This is a genomic window from Pseudomonas sp. IT-P258 (genome assembly GCF_949767825.1).
Lineage (GTDB): Bacteria > Pseudomonadota > Gammaproteobacteria > Pseudomonadales > Pseudomonadaceae > Aquipseudomonas > Aquipseudomonas monachiensis.
This window is the reverse complement of record NZ_CATKPU010000065.1, coordinates 25,157-44,015: the sequence shown is the minus strand read 5'-3', so window position 1 is coordinate 44,015 and position 18,859 is coordinate 25,157. Positions and strand designations below refer to the sequence as shown.

Here is an 18,859-nt window from a genome sequence, read left to right as displayed (position 1 = left end):
TTGACCAATCTGCACTGTTGGAAATCTAGTAAGATGTGGGCCACGAAGCTTGGTCGAAACTGGACAGCCCCATCACGTCACACATGGACTTCTATGTCGCTTAGTTAGAAAGAGATAACCGAGGTGCGATTTTTGGGGGGAAGTGACGGGACACATCCTCACGGGGAATGCTTGGTGTTGGGTTGTGGACCCTAACGATGGAACGAGTGACTTTCTGAACGGTTTGAAGGGATCTGCAATATCAGTGGGGCTACTGCATAAGACCATCCCAGTACTCGGGATTGTATTTGCCCCCGTGACTCCTGAGGGGCCACCTGACTGCATTGGATGGGCGGAAGGCATGCCCCAACTGATTCGTAATGGTCAACCAGTAAGCTCCGGCCTTGCTAATAAAAAGCTGTCGAGCGACATTACTATAATGGTCAGCGCTACGGCTCTAAATAAACCGGACCTCAATCGAGAGATGTGTGCCCCAGGGTGTTTTCATGCAATGCCATCCATCGCATACAGACTTGCTAGAGTAGCCGCCGGCGACGGTGTATGCGGCGTCTCGCTGTACGCTGTTTCAGCACATGATGTTGTCGCTGGGCATGCACTGTTGAGAGGCGCCGGTGGTGTGCTGCTAAACGAAAATGGAATCGCCATCAGCTACGCCGCGGAGGTCAATATGGAGACCGTATCGCAACGCTGCTTCGGTGGATCAGCAACCATATGCCTCGAACTGACAACTCGTAAATGGGATCGAGTCCTCCGAGCTTAAACGGGGCGAGGCCACTATTGAGACATCTTCGAGACAACGAATGCCTACAACTAACTGAAGAAGAAATGCGCCGAGCGTTGTTTGGCGGAGCCCAGGCCTCTGCGCCTGTGGAAATGCACTTACAAACTGTCAGCGACGGCATTCCAAACGTGGCGATCGTGGTGCCTGTTCAGGAATACCGTCAGCGACTCAGCGCCGATCTCTTCACCCGCCTGGTTCGCCATATTGCCCAGTTGCCCACGTTGGTCACCTCGTGAGCAATGATCAGATGGTGCTTGTCGTCGGCGGCCTTTTGTACGTTATAGCCAACCGTTCCGGTGCCTCGTCCGCTCGTGGCCATTGAGCGTGCATCTGGATCGGTAAGAGAGATTTGTTGGTCTGGACTGTCGTGAAGCTGCGCCTTGATGTCCTTCAGTTTTTGCATCTGCTGTTTCAGCGTTTCGATTTTTCTTTCAGCCGCTCGGCCTTGGCCTCAGCCACTTCGGGCGTTGCCCGATCCGTCGACATTGACACCTCTTAGGGCATTGATTTCATTGGCCATGACCGGATTGCGCTCAAACAAGGTTGACAGTCAATCAGACTCCTCTTGATTGACAGAAAAATAGGCCGTTGGTGGGTAGGATTGACAGATAGCGCCATCGATTTATCCGGAGGGTCGTTGTGGAGATTGACACTTTGCACAGTCGTGTCGTCAAGCACGATGCCAGTGCCCATTGCCCTCAAAGCCGAAACCAAGGGGAGAAGAGTTAAGGGAGGCAGACTTAAACCTCGTGTATTTAAATCGATTTTTGCATACCCCCGGCTGCCCATAAACAACTAACGCAAGTACAAAAAAAATAATAGATCTATGGTCAGACTTTAAATACTGACTCTTTAAAACAAACTAAAAATATTCGAACCCAATAAAGCTACAGAAATTAAAGCATGCAACGTAAATCACCCACAGCCGCTTCACCGACTCCACCAAGAAATAAATCAAATATTTTCCACTCATGTAATTACACCAAATAGCCCAGTGCAGATTTACATACCTGACTAAAAATCAACTCGTCACAAATATTACTTAGATCAAGTTACTATTCAGAACCCAGTAAAAATTACCGAACTATTTATTGCACCTGCATGGCCAATATTTTAGCCAAGACGCCGACTTTCCCAGGGCATACCGAAGATGATCAACGCTGCTGGCTCGCGCAGCCGGATCAAACGCTAGCGCCGTTCGCAGAGCTGGCCAGCAGTGATTTGGCAGGTTCTTGGGGGCGTGCAACTCTCGCTCCAAATGCTCGGCACGTGCCTGAATCGAGGGCAAGCGACGGAACGGATGTTTGCCGGTCGCCAACTCGTACAGCACGCAGGCCACCCCATAGACATCGGCGCTGGCCGTCAGCGGTTGGCCTTCCAGTAACTCCGGGGCGGCGTAGCCGGGGGTCCAGGCATTGAAGCGGTCGCGGCTCAAGTGTGGCAGACCGGGCAGGATGCCCTCTTCCGATTGGCCGAGGCCGAAGTCGAACAAGCGCAGGCCGTCTTCGCTAAGCATCACATTGCTCGGTTTCATATCACCGTGCAGCACGCCATTAGCGTGGGCATAGGCCAGCGCATCAAGCAGCGGTAGCGCGATGTCGCGCAGTTCTTTCCACGGCAAGCCCAGCGGGCGCTCGCAGAGCAATTGGTCCAGCGTCAGCCCACGCATAAGTTCCATGGTGATGAAGGCGCGCTGGCAATCGGTGTCCACTTCAAAGCTGTGCATACGCAGCACGTTGTCGTGCCGCAGGCGTCGGGTCAGGGCGAACTCGCTGTAGAGCAAGGCGCTGGCATCCGGCGATTCGGCAAATTCTTCACTGAGAATTTTCAGCGCGATGTAAGGGTCGGGATCGCCGAACTGTTCACTCAGCAAGTCCCGTGCACGGTAAACCGCGCCCATGCCGCCGGCACCCAGCAGGCGCTCGATGCGGTAACGGCCTGCCAGCACGTCGGGCATTTCGCCGAGACGGGCCTTGGTTGGCGCCGTTGCCGGTTCGGCCTTGTGCGGCTTTCCGTTCAGAGGCGTGGCGAACGCAAAGTAAGTCAGTTTACTGGCTGGGGTCATTGGCAGATCACCACGGCAGTCAGGTTGTCCCGGGCCGCGCCACGCAGAGCGCCGTCGAACAGACGCTCCAGCGCAACGTGCGGCGCGGTCAGGCTCAGGGCGTTGCCCAAGGCATCGCTGCTCAACCCGTTGTACAAACCATCGCTGCACAACAAAAACGCATCGCCGGGATAAACCTCGAGCTCGAGCACGTCCAGGGCCAGTTGCTCGGCCGCCCCGACCGCACGGGTCAGGGCATTGGCGCCAGGATGAGCCTTGGCGTCTTCGACGCTCATGTTTTGCTCGTCGATGAGTTGCTGTTGCAGCGAGTGGTCCTTGGACAGTTGATACAAACGCTGGCCGCGCCACAGGTAGCAACGGCTGTCGCCGGCCCAGATGCAGGCCGCGCGATTGCCGTCCACCAGCAGCGCCACAACGGTGCTGCCCATGATGCTGTCGTGGCGCCAGGTGGTGACGGTCAACTCCTGACCCAAGCGGCGGTTGAGCCAGTGCAGGCACTGGCGGATGCCTTTGAGGCGTTCGTCGAAATCGTCCTGTGCCGGCAATTCCGCCAGGCTGGCGACGATCAACTGGCTGGCGACATCGCCACCCTGATGACCGCCCATGCCGTCCGCGACCACCCACAGCCCCTGCTGTGGACAGTCCAGGAAAGCATCTTCGTTGCGCGCCCGAACCTTGCCAGCGTCGGTACGCGCAGCGCTGCGCCAGGGGCTGGCCACCAGCATCAGAGCTGCACCGGCATACGGAAAGTACGCAGCACGCCCATGTCGAACGGGTTCGGTGTGCGCTGGCTGGTCAGCAAGTAGTTGGCACGCAGGCCGCCCACATCCGCCTTCAGCACCAGCACGTCGCGACCACTCAGGTACTCGGTCTGCATCAGGTCGAACAGGCGGAACAACGACCATGGGCCAGTGTTTTTCTCGATGCCGATCGGGCGGCCCGCCATCTTGTCCAACACCAGGCTGGTGCGCCCGTCTTCAGCGTCGGTCGGCCATTTGAACGACACCGGCACAATCGGACCGTGGCGGTATTCGATGGTCTTGTCGCCAAACTTGAACTCGGAACGGCTGACGGCGGGGTCGAGGGTGTACGGCTCCAGTTTGAACTGCACTTGCGGCTCGGCCGGGTTGATCGAGAAGAAGCTCTGGCGAATCACTTGTGCCGCCGCCATCTGGTCGAGGTAGACCTTGGAAATCGGCAGGCTGTGACCGTCAATGACGCGCAGGCGGAAGTTACCCGGATCACCGCTCACGAACGGACGCATGTAGGTGTCGAAGAAGCGGTCGTTGATGCCCTGGGCCTTGAAGAACTCGCGGAAATCGCTGATCGCCACGTCGCTGGTGCTGTGGGCGCTGAACGGATAACGCTGGTTGATCGCCTTACTGTAAAAGCTATACAACTCGCTCTGATAGCGCTGGTTCAGGTACTGGTAGGCATCGTTGAGCACCAGGCGCCAGGTGTCTTCGGCCAGCACGTTGAACCACACGCTGACCGGACGCGGCAAGCGGTTGGAAGCATTGCGCAACGCGCTCAGCGCATCGCGCTGGCCGCTCATGCGGGTCTTGGCCATTTCGGACGCGGCCTGCTCCGGCGCGCTGGCACGAGCCAGGCTTGCCAGTTGCAGTTGCAAGTCGTTGAGCGCCGTCAGGGCCGGAGTCAAATCAGCGGCCGGGCCGTTGTTGTCATCCAGCAGACGGTGCAGCGGTTCGAAGCGACGTTGCAGGGATTTCTTCGCGGTGTCCGGCAGGTTCTTCGCCATGTCCGCGGCTTTGTCCGCCGCTGCCGCGGCCAGTTTCCCGAGCTTGCCGCCCTTCTCCGCGAGTTTTTCGGCCGCCGCTGCAGCGTCATCGGCGCTCTCGGCGATCACCGGGAAACGGGTGTTCTCACGCACTTCCACTAGCAGTTGCAGCACCGGCGAGTTGGCCGAGCTCAGGCCCGCCAGTTGCTCGGCGCCCTCACTGAAGTCGCTGATCGCCGGCAGTGCCACCTGGCCGACCGCTTCACTCCAGAAGTTGGCGTAGTCGCGGAAGTACAGCTGCTCCAGTTCGACCATCAGGCGGCGCAAGTCCATGCCGCTGATGCCCGAACCCTCGCCCAGCACCCAGTTGTCACGCAGGATATCGGTGACCAGCGTAGAACCCTGGACCGAGAAATACTGTTGATAACCTTGCTGCGTGTAGAAGCCCGGGATCACGTAATCGGTGCCGACAAACAGCGAACCCTGTGGGCCCAGGTGTTGGCTGAGACGGTACTCCGGCAGGTTGCGGGCCTGCTCGCGCAGCATCCGGTAAACCACGTTGGCCAGCGATTCGCTGCGCAATACCTGACGCGCCTGCGCCACCAGTTGCTCGTTCAGCGGGTAGTTAAACGACTGCTGCAGTAAACGTTCGAAGTGCGAGTTCAAGCCGTTCTGCACGGCGGTGTTGCCGGCATAACGCTGAGACCATTCGGTGGCCACCCAATCCCTGAGCCGCGGGCCGTCGCGACGGTCTTTCATGTTCAGCATCAGGTACGCGCGCAGGCTGTTGAGCAGGCGTTCGCGGTCGCGCATGTTGGCGCGGATCTGCCCTTCCAGCAGCGTCGCGACCTTCGGCAGCAGTTGCGCTTCGAGCTCGCGTTCGTAGGCGTTCTTGACCACTGGATTGACGTCTTCGCCTCGGTACAGGCCGCCACGCTCGTGGTAACTCACGTCGCCTTTTTTCGGGAACACCTGAGTCGCCGCGTAGGCCGTATCGAGCGGTTTGAGCACCGTCATGGAGTCATCGCGCGCGGTCAGGGCCGAGCGCTGTTGCGTCCAGTGGGTGGCGAGGTTACGCAGGTTTTCCAGACGCTCGTAGTTGGCCGAGAAACCGCCCGCCCACAGCATGCCGAACAACGCCAAGGCCGCCAGCGCGCCCACGTACAGCGCGCGTTGGCCCCAATGGATGCGGCTGCGTTCACGCTTGTCCAGCCCGGCCAGGTCGGCCTCGGGGAAAATCACCCGGCTAAGCAAGTGGTGAATGAACCGCGAACGACCGCTACGCAACGTCGGTAGCACGCCGGCATTCAGGCCTAGGCTGGCGCCGATGCCGGCGGTGGTCTGGTCCATCTCTTGAGTCAGGTGCGGCGCGCTGGTCAGGTAGAAACCGCGCAACTGACTGACACGCTGGTAGCGGTTGCCGGTGAACGCCATGTCGACGAACAGGCACAGGCGTTCGCCGATCTGCCCCAGTTGATGCGGGAAGTCGAGGATGCGGCCACGGCGCTGGGTGTCGCGCTCCTGGTGCATGCGCATGATCACTTGGCTATTCAAGCGACGCAGCAGCTCTTCGAACTCGGCGCGCAGCACGGCCACGTCGGTGCCGCTCTGCTCTTTGCGGAAGCTGGTGCCAAGCACCTGATCGCTTTCTTCGCGAGTCAGTTGATCGAAAAACTCGTCAAAACCGAGCAGCTTGTCGGCCTTGCTCAACACCAGGTAAATCGGCACATCGACGTGCAGTTTTTGATGCACATCTTGCAGGCGCGCACGCACCTGGCGGGCCAGGGTGTCGAGGTCTTGTTCGCTGCCGCCCAGCAGGGTTTCCACCGGAATGGTCACCAGCACGCCGTTCAACGGACGATTACGACGACGCTTGCGCAGCAGGTCGAGCAAGGTGTTCCAGGCGCTGCCATCGACTTCCGCATCCGGCTGGGTCAGGTAGCGCCCGGCGGTGTCGATCAGCACACCGTGGTCGGCGAAATACCAGTCGCAATGACGGGTGCCGAGGGTGTCGCGGGTCAGTTTGCGGTCGATCTTGTTGATCGGAAACTCAAGGCCCGAGAAGTCCAGCAGGCTGGTCTTGCCACTGCCCTGTGGGCCGATCAGCAGGTACCACGGTAAATCACTGCGCCAGCGCTCGCTACGACCACGATACAGGCTCGACGTCTTGAGGGTTTTCAGGGCGTCCTTGAAACGCACCTTCAACTCTTTCTCTTCTTCGTCGATCAGCTCTTCGCGGCGGATGCGCTCCTGGCCGTCTTCGGTGTCTTCGATCGCTTTTTTACGCACACCGGCGCGCCAACTGACGAAGACCATGGTCAGGCCCCAGATCAGGAACAGCACGCTGATGGTCAGCAAGCGGGAGGTCGAACCTTTCCAGAACTTGTAGTCATCCACCGCAAGCAGCGGCCCGACGAACCACACCAGCAGTGCGACAAACAGCACCACCAGCAAGGTCCAGACCCAGGTCTTGCGCAAGAATGCGCCGACTTTCTTGAAAAATTTTTTCATGACACGTCCCTGTTTACGGCTGTGACTGCGGCTGGACCGCGGCCGGATCTAGCGGCTGGAAAGGTTGCAGAACGGTGTCGCGCTGCTCGCCGAGCACCCAGGCGAAACCGGAATACATCACCACCAGGCAGACGAAGGTGAACAGCACCACCATCCACGCCGGCACGATGCGCACCAGGCTGTGGCGCTGATCGTTCAGGCCTTCCCAGTGCGGCGACAGCTCACGCGGCACGTCGCCACGCAGTTGGCGGATCTGCCGGTACAAGGCATCGCGGATGCCTTCGAGTTCAAGCATGCCGCGCGCTTGTACGCGGTACTTGCCTTCGAAACCGAGGGACAGGCACAGGTACATCAGCTCCAGCATCGGCAGGTGCTTGACCGGGTTTTTCGACAGGCGATCCAGCAGCTGGAAGAACTTCTCGCCACCGAAGGTTTCGTTGTGGAAGCTGCTGAGCAGGCTCATCTGCGACCATTCGCTTTCGTTACCCCACGGCGTGGTCACGACGGCTTCGTCGACCACGGTGCAGAGCACGTAACGCGCGGCCATCACCTGGCTGCTTTCGGCGCCATTGTGCAGTGCGCGCACTTCAAACAGCTTGAGCCCGGCGGTCAGTCGCTCGTTGAGCGCATACATGTCTTTGCGGGTGTCGCTGTGCTTGAGTCGCACCACTTCCGAGAGCAGCTCGGAGGCGGCAGCCACCAGCGAATTGAGGCTGATGTTGAACGCTTCGGCCGGACGCAAACGCGCGGCGTAGATCATGCGTTCTTCTAGTTGTTCGAAACGCGGTGGCGCGGCGAAATCGGTCAGCGGGCTTTGTTCTGGGGCATGGCCCTGGCGGTCGAGCAAGACGGTTTTATCGTCCTGAGGGTATTCCCTGTCCTTGATCATGTCGGTCAGTTCCTGATGGCCCAGAATTTCAATTCAAGCTCGGCAAACTCACCGGAGACGTGGAACGCGAAGCCGCCGGAGCGCTCCAGTTGTGCTCGATCGGCGGAACTGAGTTCGAGGATGAAATAGGTTTTGTTAGCGTGGAACGCGATCTGCCGTGGGGCCACCGGTAACGGTTTAACCTTGATGCCCGGCAAGTGCAGGTTGACCAGTTCACGAATGCGCTCCACCGGGCCGACCTTGAGGTGCGCCGGCAAGCGGTGGCGTACCTCTTCTGAGTCGCAGTTGGCGCTGGCCGCCAGCACAAACGAGGCCGAACCCAGTAACGTGTGATCGTGCAACGGCGAGACGATGATCCCGTACTGACGCTCTTGCAGGATCAGTTCGATGGCGTGCTGTTCGAGCACCATCGACAGCACCTGACGGATCGCGTCCATCAGTTGGCGAAAGCTCGCGCCCTGATCGCTGTGCTGGTAACGGCTGTCCAGGCGCGGGCGTTTGCTCTCACTGGAGAAGGTCGCCAAGTCACCGAGCAGGGTCAACAGCGTGCGATACAACTCTTCCGGATGCACCTGCTCCAATCCCAGGTAGTGACGCAGCAGCAGCTCGGTGCGGTTGATCAGCTGCAGCATCATGAAGTCGCCGACTTCCGCGCCGCCGACCTTGCCGTTGGAACGAATCCGGTCGGCGATGGTATCGCCGCGGTGACCGAGCATGCTGATCACTTCTTTGAGACATGACAGCAGGTAGCTGGAGGCATGCGCCTGAATATAGGTCGGTACGAAATCCGGATCGAGGCTGATCACGCCGTCAGGTGTGGTGTCGAGCACCTCGCAGATTTTCAGCTTCACGTAGGCCTGATCGCTCTGCCGCTCGCCGAGCAGCAACGTGAACTCCGGACGACCGCACTGCACCTGGCTGGCGGAATCATCACCGGCGTTGGAGTCGGCGACTTCGGCTTCGTACGCGGTGTAGCGCGCCAGCACATCGGATTGCTCCGGGCGGCGCGACTCGATGTGGTTACCGGTGACCAGCGGCAGCGCCAGGGAGATCGGCATGTTGCCGGTGTTCGGCGGCACGTCCAGCGCCAGCGGTTCGGTGTTGCCACCGAGTTCGAACAGGCTGCCGTCCGGCAGAATCCCCGAGGCCTGGCTAACCACCAGTTTGCCCATGTTGAGGAACTGCAAGTCGATGTCCAGCTTGAGGAAGCCCCAGGTATAACCACCCAGCAATTGGGTGCGGGTCTTCATCTGGTGGTCGTAGTAACGATCGTTGTGCTGGAAGTGCTGCGGACGCAGCAGCATGCCTTCCTGCCAAATGACTTTATGGGAATTCATGATCAATCATCCGCCTTGGCGAGCGTTTCGAGGCTGTTGCGGATACCGGCCTGATCGAGCGTCAGGAGAGCGTCGGTGACTTCCAGCGGGGTGATTTGCACGGTGTAGCGCCATTTGGTTTCCGGCAGGTCGCGGTAGGCGGCGAGCACACCAACGTAGCGGCTGCTCTCTTCCACGCTGAGTTTCAACTCGACGGTTTCACCCGGACGCAACTCGAGTTCTTCGCTGGCCACCAGGTCTGGGGCCAGGGATTCTTTGGCGCGGTCATACAGGCTGAAGAAGTCGGCGTTTTCGAAGGTCACCGGGTGCTTGAGCTCGAACAGACGCACGACAATCGGCGACGGACGCCCATTGAGGTCCGGGTTCAGCTGATCGCTGGCGGTCAGTTTCAGGTTGAGTTTGGTGACTTTCGAGTACGGCGACAGCGACGAGCAACCGGCCAACAGCACCAAGGTCATGAGTGCTGTCAGCGTTTTGAGAAAAGCGGTCGAGCAGCGAGACATGCGCATCATCCTTGGTGGTCGGTGTGGAGAGTGGAAATCAGGCGGATCTGTTCTTCGTAGGCCTGAGCGAAGTCACGGGCCAGCAGGCGTTCGCTCCAGTCATCGTCCTGTCGCAGGGCTTGGTGATAACGACCGTAGGCTCTCCAGCGGCTGCCGGAGGTAGCGAGCAACGGCTTGTTGTCGCGCTCGAAACGCAGGGTCAGTTGCTGCGGCGAGAAATGCTCCAGGGTGCCGCGTACGGCGGCGCGGCTGGCGGTGAGCAAGGCCACTTGGTGGGCCTGCAAATCGCGGAACGCGCGGGAGATGGCTTGCTCAGTCGGCAATTGGCCCGGCTTGTTCGGCTGCAACAAAATGCCCAGTGCTTCACCGGCATCGACGGCGAATTTCAGCGGGTTTTTCTGAGTGCCCTGCACGGTGGTCTGGGCCAGGCGCAGTTCGTTTTTCAGTTCGCTGCGGGTGCGCAGGCTCTGCTGCAAACCGCCGACGCTTTGCTTGAGCAAGCGTGCCGCGTTCAGCGCCAAGGCTTCGCGGGCGTCGTGGTCGAGGCCTTTGAGGTCCACGCCCAAGGCGGCGCCGAAATGCTCCCAGAAGCCTTCGCTCTGACGCTCGACCGCTTTCGGGGCCGGAGCCGGTGCGGGTTCTGCCGGGGCCTTGATCAGCTCCGGGACCATCAGGCTTTCCATGTCGATGCGCGCGTAAGCGGCGCGCTGACGGCTGTCCTCGATGGTGGTGCTCGGGGAGATCAATTGCTCGATTTCCGAGTACACGCGTTCTTGCTGATCCAGCGCATTGAGCGGATCGAGGTCGAAAAAGGCATCATCCGGAATGATGCTACCGGCCGCCCGCGGGCGACCAACCTCCGCGTTGGTCGCCAAATCGCGCACCAACTGCGCACGGATCTCGTAATCACCCAGCACATAGACACTGCCGTGCTCGATCCGCACCGCGTCGCCTTTGCGCAGGCGTGCACCACTTTTGCCGTCCTGGACGCCATTGCTGCTGGTGTCAATCAGGAAAAACGTGCCATCGCGATAGCTGATCAACGCGTGGTGATTGGACAGATGCCGCTTGTGGTCGGGGATGACCCAGTCGCAGTCTTCGCCCCGCCCGATGATGCCTCCGGCCTGTTTAAAGGTTTTCTGGCATAAATCGTTGGGCACGAACTGTTTGGCATTCAGCATTTTGAAAACCAGTTCCATGGTGCTTCTCCTTGCGGTCACTTGCCGCGATTGACCGCCTGCGGATCACCCAAGGGGCGATAGGTGTTGTCGTTATATTTGTAATTGCCGCTACAGCCGCCGAGGCTGTATAGAACGATGAGGGTCAGCACGACGGCTTGCCAGTGACGAACAGGCATCAGCGGGTCTCCAGAGGTAAGCAAAATGCAAAGCGCCAACCCGGTTGGGTGGTGCCATCAGAAGTGGATGAGGTGAATTCGACGATCTTTGACCTAACCATCGAAATCACTCAGGTTGATGTTCAGACGCCCAAGGCGGTACAGCAGCGTGCGCCGAGGCAGGCCAAGTTCGCGCGCGGCGAGGGTTTGGTTGCCGTCGTTTTTGCGCAGGCAATCGAGCAGCCAGCTGCGCTCGACCTGCTCCAGGCGTTCACGCAAGTTCAAGCTACTGCCTTGCGGCAGGATTTCCGGGCGTTCGTGCAGGTTCGGTTGACGGTCTTCCGGTTCGGCGTCCAAACACAGGGAAAAATGTTCAGCGAGCAGCTCACCGCCCTCGCACAACAGAACGGCGCGCTCGACCAGGCCTTTGAGTTCGCGCACGTTGCCGGGGAAGGCATAACCGGACAGGTGATCCAGCGCCGCGTCGGACCAACGCACTGCGTCCCGTTGCAAGAACGAACAGGCCTTTTCGGCGAAGTGCCGGGCCAGGTCGAGGATGTCGCCGTCGCGCTGACGCAGGGCCGGCAACTCGATCGGGAATTGCGCGAGGCGGTAGTACAAGTCCTCGCGGAACTTGCCTTCGCTGACCAGCACCGACAAATCCCGGTGCGTCGCGGCGATGATGCGCACGTCGATCTTGTGGGTGTCGTTGGAACCCAGTGGGCGGATCTCGCCTTCCTGCAACACGCGTAGCAACTTGGCTTGCAGCGACAACGGCATGTCGCCGATTTCATCGAGCAACAAGGTACCGCCGTTGGCCGCTTCGAACAGCCCGGCGCGGTCGCGGTCAGCGCCGGTGAAGGCGCCTTTGCGGTAGCCGAAGAGTTCGCTTTCCAGCAGGTTCTCGGGGAACGCCGCGCAGTTCTGCACAATGAACGCCTGCGAGCGACGCGGCCCGCACTCGTGAATCGCCCGCGCAATCACTTCCTTGCCGGTGCCGGTTTCGCCGCGTAACAACACGGTGTAGGGGCTGTGCAGGACTTTACTGATCAGCGAATAGGTCTGGCGCATGGCCGAACTCTTGCCGATCAAGCCATAACCGCTGGCGCTCGGCACACTGACCGGCGCTGGACGCGAAACACCGGTCGGCTGACGCAAACGTTGCAGCAGGTGCAGTTGGCCGAGCACGAACGAGCCCAACTGACCGAGGGAATCGGCAAAGCCTTGCAGGTCGATGTGCCGGCGACTGGCGCACAGCAGCAGGCCTTCAACCGACTTCTGCTGATTGACCAATGGCACGCACAACAGCGACTGCCAAGGCATGGCCTGAGGTGGCAAGAAGCTGGTTTCGTGCAGGCTGCCGCTCAGTTCGCTGAGGCTGACCATACGGTTCTGGCACAGGGCGAATTGCAGCAGTTGCTCACCGTTGTAATCCGCCGGCAGGCTCGCCGCTTCCCGGGGTTGCAGGATGCCGTTCAGGCACTCGGCGTTCATCCCCAGGCAGGTGTGGGTCGCGTCCAGCAAGTACAGCTGCGTCAGTTCGCAACCGCTGAGCTCGGCCAGACCGCGCACGAAGTCACCCAGCAGCGCAGCACCATCCGCCGCGCGCGACAGGCTGGCGAACTGCGCCAGCAAGGCTTCGGCATAGACCAGCGGTTGCGGCACTTGAGTGAACATCACACCCACCTCAGGCGAACTCGCAGATCACGCTGGCGTCACCGTCGAGCGTGGCATGCACACGCTTGAGGCTTTCACCGGTGGCCATCGCGTCGAGCAAGCGGTCGGCCACCAGCGGCAGCACGTGCAGGTCGAGCAAATGGTCGATCAGGCGCGCACCGCTGTCGCTTTGAGTGCAGCGTTCGGCCAGGTGATCGACGAGGTCCTGGGAGTAAGTGAAATCCAGTTGACGACGGTTCAGGCGTTCGCCCAAACGGCCGAGTTTGATTTCGATCAGTTCGCGCAGCACCGGGCCGCCGACCGGGTAATAAGGCACTACACGCATGCGCGCCAACAGCGCCGGTTTGAAGTGTTTGCTGAGCACCGGGTGAATGGTTTCTTCGAGCACTTCGGCGGTCGGCCGTGCACCGTTTTCACAGAGCGCGCTGATGCGCTCGCTGCCCAGGTTCGAGGTCATCAGGATCAACGTATTGCGGAAATCGATCTCGCGCCCTTCGCCATCGTTGGCCACGCCTTTGTCGAAGATTTGGTAGAACAGGTTGAGCACATCCGGGTCGGCTTTTTCGACTTCATCGAGCAGCACGACGGAATACGGCTTCTGCCGCACGGCTTCGGTGAGCATGCCGCCCTCGCCATACCCGACGTAGCCCGGTGGCGCACCGATCAGGCGCGAGACGGTGTGCTTCTCCTGGAACTCGGACATGTTGATGGTGGTAATGAAACGATCACCGCCGTAGAGCAAATCCGCCAGGGCCAGCGCGGTTTCGGTTTTGCCGACGCCGCTCGGGCCGACCAGCAGGAATACGCCAACCGGCGCGTCCGGTTTGTTGAGGCCGGCAGCGGTGGCGCGCATCGAGCGGTCCAGGGCGTGAACGGCTTGTTCCTGACCACGGATGCGTGTGCGCAGGTCGGTGGCGAAGCTTGCGACCTTAGCGTTGTGCTCGCGGGCCAATTGCGCCAAGGGCACGCCGGTCCAGGCGCTGATCACTTCGGCGACCAGACGCGGGCAGACTTCGAAGCTCACCAGACGTTCTTTGACTTGCAACTCGGTCAGGGCTTTGTGAGTGTCGTTCAGCGTGGCTTCCAGTGACGCGACGCTTTGCGCTTCGTCGACCGGCAGGGTTTCGATCACGGTGCCTTCAGCGTCTTCGTCAACCGTGACGGTCGGTTCGACGGCAGCGGCTTCACGTGCCTTGGCCAGCTGCTGTCGCAGGTCCAGCAGGCGTTCGGCGAGTGCTTTCTGTTCGGTCCACAGGGTTTCCAGCGCCGCCCTTTCGTCTTCGGCTTCTTCCAGCCGCGCTTCCAATGCGTCCAGCGCTTCGTGATCGATCAGCAAACCGGCTTCGGCATCGCGGCGCAGGGCCTGACGCTGACGACCGCCTTCAGCCAGTTCGCCACGCAGGCGTTCAAGGCTTTCCGGAGCGGCGGCGAGACTGATGCGAACGCGGGCGCACGCAGTGTCGAGTACGTCGACGGCTTTGTCCGGTAGTTGGCGACCGGCGAGGTAACGGGCGGACAGTTCAGCAGCTGAGACGACGGCGTCATCGCGCAGGTAGATGCCGTGGCTCTTCTCGTACACTTGAGCCAGACCGCGGAGGATGGTCACTGCTTCGCTGACGGTCGGTTCGTGCAGTTGCACCGGTTGGAAACGACGGGCCAGCGCCGGGTCTTTCTCGAAGTATTTTTTGTACTCCGCCCAGGTGGTCGCAGCGATGGTGCGCAGTTCGCCACGGGCCAGCGCTGGTTTCAGCAGGTTCGCCGCGTCGGAACCACCGGCATTGCCGCCGGCGCCGATCAGCGTGTGAGCTTCATCGATGAACAGGATGATCGGTTTCGGCGAGGCTTTGACTTCGTCGATCACGCCCTTGAGGCGACGTTCGAATTCACCTTTGACGCTGGCGCCGGCCTGCAACAGGCCCATGTCCAGCGACAACAACTCGACGCCTTTCAACACTTGCGGCACTTCACCCGCGGCGATGCGCGAGGCCAGGCCTTCAACGATCGCGGTTTTACCCACACCGGCTTCACCAACCACGATCGGATTGTTCTTGCGCCGACGGGCAAGGATGTCGACCATCTGCCGGATCGCACCATCACGGCACAGCACCGGGTCGAGTTTACCGTCGCGGGCCTGTTGGGTCAGGTTGTGGGTGAAGCGCTGCAGCAGCGATTCGCCTGGCACGACAGGCTTACCGGTGGCCGGTTGTTCTTTCTGCGACAGGGCAAATTCTTTCAGGCGATCAATGTTCAATTTGGCCAGCAACGCCTGGTAACGGCTGCCGGCGTAGCGCATCGGGTTGCGCAGCAGGGCGAGGATCAGCGCGGCCTGTTCGACCTGGGTCTGGCCCAGTTCGAGGTTGGCCACCAGCAGCGCATCTTGCAGCCACTGCACCAGCTCCGGGGCAAACACCGGGTTGCGCGAAGCGCTGTGTTCGACCCGCGATTGCAGGGCTGCGCTCAGTTCACCGGCATCCACTTCGGCATCTTGCAGCGCGCGTGCGAGCAGGCCTTGCGGGCGCTCCAGCAGGCCCAGCAGCAAGTCTTCGACGAGGATCTTGCTGCCGCCACGGGCGACGCAGCGTTCGGCAGAACTTTCCAGGTCACGACGGGTTTCGGCATCCAGCGCCTGGATAAGTTGTTGCAGGTCTACGTTGATCATTGGTCATCTGTCCTTAATGAATTTTGCTGCCCAGGGTGACCACGCCGTCCGCTTTTTCGCGGCCCAGCCAACTGGTCCAACCCAAGCGACAGGCGTTCTGCTCACCGATGCGCAGTTCCGGGATTTCTTCGTGACGCAACACCAGGCGAATGTCGTAATCGAGCGGGTCACGCAGGGTGAAACGCACCAGCGCGCACAACGGCTGGTAGCCGAAACCGATGGGCAGGAATTCGTGAAAGCGCTGCCAGTCGAGTTCGCGGATGTGAATGCGGAATTTGCCGCTGCGGTCGCGCACGTGTTCGCCCAGCACCAGGTCTTCGCCGAGCAGGCTGTTGGCGCGGCCCAAACGATTGCGCTGCTCGTCGAGAATTTCCACGCGGCGCTCGATGCATTGCTCGATGGTCAGCTCGGCGTGCTTGAAGTAGTAACGCAGCACGGCTTCGATCAACGCTGCCGAGTGCGCGCGCAAGCTGAGTAAGCCGAGGTACGGCAGCAGGCGTTTCCAGTTCAGTTCGCCGGCCTTGCGGATCTCTTCGCCACCCAGGCCAATCAACGCAAACAATTGCGAGGAGAACGGGTCGAGCGCACCACTCTCGAAGCTTGCGCGGTAGCGGTATTTGCGCCAGATCGGCAGCATCAGCCGTTGCAGACGATGGTGGAACAAGTCGAGGAAGTTGCGGGTCGGGTTACCGTCTTCGCTGTCGCCCAGGGCCTGTTCGCCGTAGAACGCCGGCAGCGGCGAACCGGAACCGACCAGGCCGATCAAGTTGAAACGCAGGCGCGCGCGCATCTGCCCGTGCTCGTGAAAAAACTCCACGCGATCGACATCGCTGCCAGGGAAACCCAGGCTCGGGTTGGCCTGGAATTCCAGTTGGTCGTACAGATCGTCCTGACTCAGGTGCGGGTGGGCCTCGCGCAGCCGGTCAACCACCAGCAGCACGGCCTGAAACAGCGAGTACTCGCGTATTCCTCGGGTCAGTCCGCTTAAAGCAGCGGCTGAAGGCCCATACGTGGTGTCCATTGGTACACCTCTCCCTGTGTGCTTTTTACCCGCAGCTCGTGGTACGAATTGAGACTGGCGTAAAGCGCGAAAAACTCGTTAAGAACCGAAGCGAACACGAACAGGTCGCCTTCGCCGATGTAGCCTTCCGGGTCGATGGTCAGCTCGGTGCGCAACCCGCGCACCGGCAAGCCGCGATGCAGGCGGTCGACGTGTTGGTGTTTGATCGACTTGAGCCCGCCGAGCAGGCGTTTGCTGACCTTCTCCGCGTGCTGGTCGTAGTAGCGCGGCAGGTCGTAGGTTTCGAGAATCACCTTCAACGCATTGACGTCGGCCAACGACAGGTAGTTAAGCGACATGTTGCTGATCAGCTTCCACAAGAAGTCGCGATTCAGCGGCGGCGCATAACTCGGGGTCGCCGGGGTGATGTTGCGGAAACTGAGGAACTCCGGTGTTTCTTCACAGGCCTGGCTGATGTCGCCGAGCTTGAGTTTTTTCGGCAGGTTCTGGTTGGTGCACGTCAGCTCGATCGACAGGGTTTCGTGGGCTTCGGTGTGGCGGATGCCGAAGCTCAAGTAAGTATCGAGGCCGTCGTGCAGCAAGGAAGAGCGCTGACGAATGCTGTAGTGCGGACGGCTGGTGGGCACGTCGAAACTCGGGTCGTGCTCGAAGGATTCGAACGGCACGTATTCCTGATAGCCGAGACCACCGGGCTTCCAGCCGGTGACGCTTTCCACCGAAAACACGCCGCAGTTTTCAAGGTCGTATTCGGCGGGCAGCAACAGGTATTCGTCCTGCTTGCCGTCGAGGCGAATCGGCAGCGCATCGTGCTTGAACAAGTTGACGATGGGCGTGCAGTACAGCTTCACGTTGTCCAGGGTCGGACGCATGCGCAGGATGCCGCTCTTGCGAATATCGAAGCGCAACTCCAGGCCGTGCATCTGCTTCAGCGTGTCTTCCGGCAGCGCCTTGAGAATGTCCAGACCGTTGACGTCGACGAACAGGAACTTGTCCTGGAAGGCGAAATACTCCTGCAGGTAGCGATAGCCACGGAAGGTGTTCAGCGGATACGGGATCAGCGCTTCTTCTTCGGCAAAACCCACCGGCTGCACACGGTCACCGGGCATCTTGAACGCCATCGGTGTGCCGTTAACGCCATTGATTGGCTTACCGGCGCCATCCAGCGGGATCAACTCGATGCCTTCCAGATTGCGCAACAGGCTCAGGTACAGCATCTGGCTGATGTAACGCTCGCCAGCGAAGTGCAGACGCAAACGGCTCAACTCCAGCTCACCGAGATGCCCGTCGGCGCTCATCTCCAGGCGCAGGCTCAGCAGCGATCCGTCGCCCTTCACCGAGTACGTCAGCGCGGCCAGATCCAGCGCCTGGACTTCGGTTGGGTAGCACGTGCGGAAACGGCAACGCACGTCTTCAATCGGAACGCTTTCAATCGGCGTATCACGATCGACCTTCAGCGCCGGCCCGGCACGTGTCAGCGGATAGAACTGCAACATGCTGAACGACGGCAGCGGGCGCATGTAGTTCGGCCACAGTAACTGCATCAATGAGTGGCTAACCTCCGGCAATTCGTCGTCGAGTTTCTGACGCAGACGACCGGTCAGAAACGCAAAGCCTTCCAGCAACCGCTCCACGTCAGGATCACGTCCGGCTTGCCCGAGGAAAGGCGCTAACGCCGGGTTACGCTCGGCGAACCGGCGGCCCAATTGGCGCAGTGCTGTGAGTTCGCTTTGGTAGTAGTGGTTAAATGACACGATCAGCTCCCTGCTTTTTTGGTTGGCAAAAGGTGTGAATCAGTGGTGGGCAGCCACCCCCTCCTAAACAGCCATGCCTCTCAATCCATACATAGAAATGTTCGCGAAGTCCGACGCTCAGCATCAGAGGCTCCGATCACGGGCAACCCCTTGGCTGACAGCACGGGCTCATGAGCTGATGTTGACCTGGCCACTGCCATCGAGGCGCGCAACGAAACTGACCTGGCGTTTGAAACCCTCCACTTTCAGTAGACCTTCAATGCTGAAGGTCAGGCGAAGCTGATCGTGGTCACGCGGCAGGGAGATGACACGCACATGGCTCAGGCGTGGCTCGTAGGCTTCGATAAATTTTTCGATGGCCAGACGGGCCTGACTCAGCGAGTCGTGCAGGCTCAGGCGCATGTCATTGAGATCGGGTAGCCCGTAATCGGACAGCGTTTGCACGCTGCCCGCCCGGGTGCTGAGCATCTTGCCCAGATGGGCCGCCACGGACGCCATGGCACAAGCCTCGCGGCTCCAGCCAACGCGTTGGCCCGCGTCGCCCCCCAGGCGTTCGAACAGGCTGCCGTATCCGGTCATGGGTGAGCTCCG

The 18,859-nt window shown here is 60.3% G+C and carries 13 protein-coding genes and 2 pseudogenes; 1 reads left to right on the top strand and 14 read right to left on the bottom strand.

All coding sequences use genetic code 11. The annotated features are described in order from the left end of the window. Window positions 1–124: 124 nt before the first annotated feature. Window positions 125–760, top strand: a pseudogene (locus ACM6G4_RS20865) (inositol monophosphatase family protein); the annotation flags it as partial. 164 nt (window positions 761–924) lie between these two features. Here the strand turns inward: ACM6G4_RS20865 and ACM6G4_RS20860 are convergent. The 14 genes and pseudogenes from ACM6G4_RS20860 to tssE all read right to left on the bottom strand — a co-directional run. Then, window positions 925–1,264 (bottom strand): annotated as a pseudogene (locus tag ACM6G4_RS20860) (IS5/IS1182 family transposase); the annotation flags it as partial. Window positions 1,265–1,865: 601 nt separating this feature from the next. After that, window positions 1,866–2,846 (bottom strand): serine/threonine-protein kinase, encoded by a 981-nt coding sequence (locus tag ACM6G4_RS20855; RefSeq protein ID WP_414914535.1) that lies wholly within the window; start codon window positions 2,844–2,846, stop codon window positions 1,866–1,868. Next, complete coding sequence (locus tag ACM6G4_RS20850; RefSeq protein ID WP_414914534.1) at window positions 2,843–3,571, bottom strand: PP2C family protein-serine/threonine phosphatase; 729 nt, start codon at window positions 3,569–3,571, stop codon at window positions 2,843–2,845. Before ACM6G4_RS20850 ends, ACM6G4_RS20855 begins: the two co-directional genes overlap by 4 nt. After that, the gene (gene tssM / locus ACM6G4_RS20845) at window positions 3,571–7,095 is read right to left on the bottom strand and encodes a type VI secretion system membrane subunit TssM (RefSeq protein ID WP_414914533.1); all 3,525 of its coding nucleotides are present in this window, start codon (window positions 7,093–7,095) and stop codon (window positions 3,571–3,573) included. The genes ACM6G4_RS20850 and tssM overlap by 1 nt, the downstream gene beginning before the upstream one ends. A 13-nt stretch (window positions 7,096–7,108) precedes the next feature. Then, window positions 7,109–7,984 carry a type IVB secretion system protein IcmH/DotU gene (icmH, locus tag ACM6G4_RS20840; protein WP_414914532.1) on the bottom strand — a complete coding sequence of 292 codons (876 nt, stop codon included), beginning with the start codon at window positions 7,982–7,984 and terminating at the stop codon, window positions 7,109–7,111. Window positions 7,985–7,989: 5 nt separating this feature from the next. Then, a complete protein-coding gene (gene tssK / locus ACM6G4_RS20835) occupies window positions 7,990–9,321 on the bottom strand; it encodes a type VI secretion system baseplate subunit TssK (protein ID WP_414914531.1) in 1,332 nt (443 codons plus the stop codon). Between the two features lie 2 nt (window positions 9,322–9,323). Then, complete coding sequence (gene tssJ, locus ACM6G4_RS20830; protein ID WP_414914530.1) at window positions 9,324–9,824, bottom strand: type VI secretion system lipoprotein TssJ; 501 nt, start codon at window positions 9,822–9,824, stop codon at window positions 9,324–9,326. A 5-nt stretch (window positions 9,825–9,829) separates the two neighbouring features. Next, a complete protein-coding gene (gene tagH / locus ACM6G4_RS20825; protein WP_414914529.1) occupies window positions 9,830–11,023 on the bottom strand; it encodes a type VI secretion system-associated FHA domain protein TagH in 1,194 nt (397 codons plus the stop codon). Between the two features lie 17 nt (window positions 11,024–11,040). After that, entirely contained in the window at window positions 11,041–11,181 is a 141-nt protein-coding gene (locus ACM6G4_RS20820; protein WP_414914528.1) for a type VI secretion protein, read from the bottom strand. 93 nt (window positions 11,182–11,274) lie between these two features. Continuing rightward, window positions 11,275–12,837, bottom strand: a complete 1,563-nt coding sequence (locus tag ACM6G4_RS20815) for a sigma-54 interaction domain-containing protein (RefSeq protein ID WP_414914527.1) — start codon at window positions 12,835–12,837, stop codon at window positions 11,275–11,277. A 10-nt stretch (window positions 12,838–12,847) separates the two neighbouring features. Beyond that, entirely contained in the window at window positions 12,848–15,496 is a 2,649-nt protein-coding gene (gene tssH, locus ACM6G4_RS20810; RefSeq protein WP_414914526.1) for a type VI secretion system ATPase TssH, read from the bottom strand. A 13-nt stretch (window positions 15,497–15,509) separates the two neighbouring features. After that, window positions 15,510–16,517 carry a type VI secretion system baseplate subunit TssG gene (gene tssG / locus ACM6G4_RS20805; RefSeq protein ID WP_027926318.1) on the bottom strand — a complete coding sequence of 336 codons (1,008 nt, stop codon included), beginning with the start codon at window positions 16,515–16,517 and terminating at the stop codon, window positions 15,510–15,512. After that, entirely contained in the window at window positions 16,481–18,268 is a 1,788-nt protein-coding gene (gene tssF, locus ACM6G4_RS20800) for a type VI secretion system baseplate subunit TssF (protein ID WP_414914525.1), read from the bottom strand. The genes tssG and tssF overlap by 37 nt, the downstream gene beginning before the upstream one ends. A gap of 168 nt (window positions 18,269–18,436) precedes the next feature. After that, window positions 18,437–18,847: a type VI secretion system baseplate subunit TssE gene (gene tssE / locus ACM6G4_RS20795; protein ID WP_414914524.1), complete on the bottom strand. Its 411-nt coding sequence runs from the start codon at window positions 18,845–18,847 to the stop codon at window positions 18,437–18,439. Between the last annotated feature and the right edge of the window lie 12 nt (window positions 18,848–18,859).

Bases quoted from the DNA above. Each gene is read 5' to 3' on its own strand.
- icmH (WP_414914532.1), bottom strand. From the start codon at position 7,984: ATGATCAAGGACAGGGAATACCCTCAGGACGATAAAACCGTCTTGCTC.
- tssK (WP_414914531.1), bottom strand. From the start codon at position 9,321: ATGAATTCCCATAAAGTCATTTGGCAGGAAGGCATGCTGCTGCGTCCG.
- tssE (WP_414914524.1), bottom strand. From the start codon at position 18,847: ATGACCGGATACGGCAGCCTGTTCGAACGCCTGGGGGGCGACGCGGGC.
- ACM6G4_RS20820 (WP_414914528.1), bottom strand. From the start codon at position 11,181: ATGCCTGTTCGTCACTGGCAAGCCGTCGTGCTGACCCTCATCGTTCTA.
- ACM6G4_RS20815 (WP_414914527.1), bottom strand. From the start codon at position 12,837: ATGTTCACTCAAGTGCCGCAACCGCTGGTCTATGCCGAAGCCTTGCTG.
- tssG (WP_027926318.1), bottom strand. From the start codon at position 16,517: ATGGACACCACGTATGGGCCTTCAGCCGCTGCTTTAAGCGGACTGACC.
- ACM6G4_RS20855 (WP_414914535.1), bottom strand. From the start codon at position 2,846: ATGACCCCAGCCAGTAAACTGACTTACTTTGCGTTCGCCACGCCTCTG.
- ACM6G4_RS20850 (WP_414914534.1), bottom strand. From the start codon at position 3,571: ATGCTGGTGGCCAGCCCCTGGCGCAGCGCTGCGCGTACCGACGCTGGC.
- tssM (WP_414914533.1), bottom strand. From the start codon at position 7,095: ATGAAAAAATTTTTCAAGAAAGTCGGCGCATTCTTGCGCAAGACCTGG.
- tssH (WP_414914526.1), bottom strand. From the start codon at position 15,496: ATGATCAACGTAGACCTGCAACAACTTATCCAGGCGCTGGATGCCGAA.
- tagH (WP_414914529.1), bottom strand. From the start codon at position 11,023: ATGGAACTGGTTTTCAAAATGCTGAATGCCAAACAGTTCGTGCCCAAC.
- tssJ (WP_414914530.1), bottom strand. From the start codon at position 9,824: ATGTCTCGCTGCTCGACCGCTTTTCTCAAAACGCTGACAGCACTCATG.